Source organism: uncultured Chitinophaga sp., from assembly GCF_937874145.1.
In the GTDB taxonomy this organism is placed as follows: Bacteria; Bacteroidota; Bacteroidia; order Chitinophagales; family Chitinophagaceae; genus Chitinophaga.
Genome location: NZ_CALNBI010000225.1, coordinates 1 through 3,392, shown reverse-complemented (window position 1 = coordinate 3,392; position 3,392 = coordinate 1). Strand labels below are relative to the sequence as shown.

The 3,392-nt window shown below is 57.3% G+C and carries 3 protein-coding genes; 2 read left to right on the top strand and 1 reads right to left on the bottom strand.

Features of this window, described 5'->3' with window-relative positions:
* Together cysD and Q0510_RS10835 are read left to right on the top strand one after the other, a co-directional pair.
* Positions 1–737: sulfate adenylyltransferase subunit CysD (cysD, locus tag Q0510_RS10840; RefSeq protein WP_298711102.1), on the top strand; the 737-nt coding region annotated here is incomplete at its 5' end.
* Between the two features lie 27 nt (positions 738–764).
* A complete protein-coding gene (locus Q0510_RS10835; RefSeq protein ID WP_298711099.1) occupies positions 765–2,012 on the top strand; it encodes a GTP-binding protein in 1,248 nt (415 codons plus the stop codon).
* 84 nt (positions 2,013–2,096) lie between these two features.
* Here the strand turns inward: Q0510_RS10835 and Q0510_RS10830 are convergent.
* On the bottom strand, positions 2,097–3,392 hold a 1,296-nt coding region (locus Q0510_RS10830; protein WP_298711096.1), incomplete at its 5' end, for a hypothetical protein.

Below are 3,392 nucleotides of genomic sequence, written 5' to 3'. Positions count from 1 at the left end.
CCTTCCCCCTCCTCCACGTAGACACCGGCCACAACTTCCCCGAAACCATCCAGTTCCGTGACTGGCTCGTGGAATCCCTGGGCCTCGAGCTCATCGTTCGCAACGTGCAGGACTCCATCGACCAGGGAAAGGCCAAAGAAGAAACCGGCAAATACGCCTCCCGCAACGCCCTGCAAACCGTCACCCTCCTCGACGCCATCGAAGAGCTCAAGTTTGACGCCTGCATCGGCGGCGCCCGCCGCGACGAAGAGAAAGCCCGCGCCAAGGAACGCATCTTCTCCGTTCGTGACGAATTCGGACAATGGAACGCTAAAATGCAGCGCCCCGAACTGTTCGATATGCTCAACGGCAAAATCAACATCGGCGAAAACGTACGCGTGTTCCCCATCTCCAACTGGACGGAACTCGACGTATGGAATTATATCCGTGAAGAAGAGCTCCAGATCCCCTCGATCTACTTCTCGCACGAACGCGAGATCATCGAGCGCGACGGCATGTACTGGCCCTTCTCGCCCTACCTCAACACCACCGAGGAAGAGGTCCCCTTCCGCTCCAAAGTGCGCTTCCGCACCGTGGGCGATATGACCTGTACCGCGGCCGTATTGTCGGAAGCCGATAAGCTGGAAGACATCATCGAGGAAATCCTCGCGGCCAAAATCTCCGAGCGCGGCGCGCGTATCGACGACAAGCGATCCGAAGCCGCCATGGAAAAACGCAAACAGGCAGGATATTTCTAACCATCACCGATAACCGCAACGCAACATATGGACGTTTTACGTATCACCACATCCGGCAGTGTAGACGACGGCAAAAGCACCCTCATCGGGCGCCTCCTGTACGATACCAAATCCATCACGCAGGATAAAATGGAAGCCCTACAGGCGGCCAGCAAAAGGAAAGGGCTCGACTTCACCGACCTTTCGCTCCTCACCGACGGCCTCATCGCCGAGCGCGAGCAGGGCATCACCATCGATGTGGCGCACATCTATTTCAGCACACCCAACCGCAAATATATCATCGCCGACACCCCGGGGCACTTCGAGTACACCCGCAACATGGTGACCGGCGCCAGCACCGCGCAGGTATCCCTCATCCTCATCGACGCGCGCAAGGGCATCGTTGAGCAAACCTACCGGCACTTCTTCATCGCCTGCATGCTCCGCATCCCCCACCTGGTGGTCTGCATCAACAAGATGGACCTCGTGGAATATGATGAAGCGCGCTACAACCAGATCGTGGAAGATTTCCAGCAACTGCTGCCCGGCTCTTTCTACGACGGTACGGAGGTGAAATTCATCCCCATTTCTTCGCTGTACGGCGAAAACGTGGTGACGGCTACCGAGAAGATCGGCTGGTACAAAGGGCTTCCCCTGCTGGAATTCCTTGAGCAGATCGAGTTTGACCGCAACGACCGCAACCATCCTGCCCGCTTTCCCATCCAGTACGTGATCCGCCCTAAAACGGAGCAGTTCCACGACTTCCGGGGTTTTGCCGGCAAGATCGCCAGCGGGAGCTTTGCGGTGGGAGACACCATCGTTTCCCTCCCCAACGAACAAAAAAGCAAGATCAAATCCATCGAGAAGTTCGGTGAACTGCTGCTGGAAGCCCATGCGGGTGAAAGCGTGGTGATCACCCTCGAAGATGAAATAGACATCAGCCGCGGCAACCTCCTCGTGAAAGAAGGCCAGGCCCGGCCCGAAGGCTTCCGGGAAGTGAAAGCGCAGATCTGCTGGATGGACCAAAACAAACTGACGACCGGTAAAACTTACCTGTTGCAGCACGGTCCTACCCGCATCAAATCCAAGGTGCAGCAGATCAGCAGCGTAACGGAAGTGACCACCAACCGCATCGAAGAAAAGAGCGAAATGGGGCTAAACGATATCGGCCGCATCGTGCTGAAAACCGCTTCGCCCGTTTTCGCCGACACTTATCAAAGCAATCCCGCCAACGGCACGTTCATCCTCGTCGACGAGTTCTCGAACGCTACCGTGGCCGTGGGTTTCGTGGAATAACCGTTTCTGCGCACCATCTGTCAACTAAAATAAAAAGCCGGAGCCTCAGTGCTCCGGCTTTACCGTTTATAGCAACTCAGCGTTTCATTTCATGCGGTTAGCCGGCGTACCTGCCATGTCCTGCGGGATGGAAGGGTGTTCCGGCACCTGCAGCCATACCAGCTTCACTTCTTTCCGGTTCCCAGGATTTCGTTTCAACGTCACCAGCATGCGTTTGGACGCGTCGTAATTGGAAAACGCGAAGAGCGCCACCTGGCGGTCGGTTTCTTCATTGAAAACGAAGTCGCGCCGGGGCACGGGGGCTTTCCCGTCCAGCGTGTAATAAAACCCGTGGCAGTCGCGGATATCGCGGATGGCGGCCTGCCGGGCGGGGTCCTGCGCTTTGCGGCGGGCGTCGAGGTCGTTGATGAGGATATAGCCGGGGATGTAGGTGAAAAGCTTGTACTGGTCGCCCCATTGGAAGGGCGCGTTTACGTTCTCGCGGGCTTTGAGGTAGAAGGGTTTCATGATGACGCCCTGGTTGATGTGGCGCCGCGGGATGATCCAGCTGTTGGTTTCCTTGCCATCGCGGTCGTAATCCACCACGGCTACGTTCGCCAGCACGGTGCTCACCACGGTGGGTGTATTGTTCATCATGCGCACGTGGTTATCGAGCTCCTCGAATACGATGCTGTAGGTACCATCGGGCCGGAAGAATACATTCTGCGGTACGCCGTTGTATTCCGTTTCGTGGCCAAAGGCTTCGAGTTGTTTTTGGTTGATGCCCCAGAAGTGGATATCCCTGGCGAAGGCGACGTCCAGTTTCGGCAACTGCACCACCGAGCTGCGGGTGATGATCCGGTCGGATTTCTTTTCGGTTTTCTTCACGGCCTGCAGCAAGAGGAGCTGGCGGGTGAAGGGGTTGTATTTGATCACGGCCCCGGTAACGGCAGCTTCTGCCGGGAAGCGGAGGTCGTGGAATTTGAAGAACACCATCCCGCTGTCGAGCGTGGCGAGTTTCATGACGGCGCTGTCGCCCAGCTGGCCTTTATTCTCTTCCATGCCCAGGATACAGAGGCGTTCTTCCCCGATCACGGCCATGTCCCAATAGCGGAAAGGGGCGCCGTTGTCGAAGCTTTTGAACCGGGCGCGGGAGATTTCGCGGTGGCTGGCGGAGAAGTGGGCCACCTGGTAACCGGCGTCGGCTTCTTCGGTATTGAAATACATCCATACGGCATAGCTGCCGGAATGGGGGTCGCGGATGATGAGGAAGTCGGAGCTGGCGAGGGATTTCTTCCGCAGGTCCACTTTATCCTGTTCTGCCACTACGGTATCTTCCCGGAGGAGGCCGGTTTCGGCGCTGATGGTGAGGCGCCGGAGCAGGGGGTGTTTGCGGGAGCG

Excerpts from the sequence above, each read along its gene's own strand:
- Q0510_RS10835 (WP_298711099.1), top strand. The coding sequence starts at position 765 with ATGGACGTTTTACGTATCACCACATCCGGCAGTGTAGACGACGGCAAA.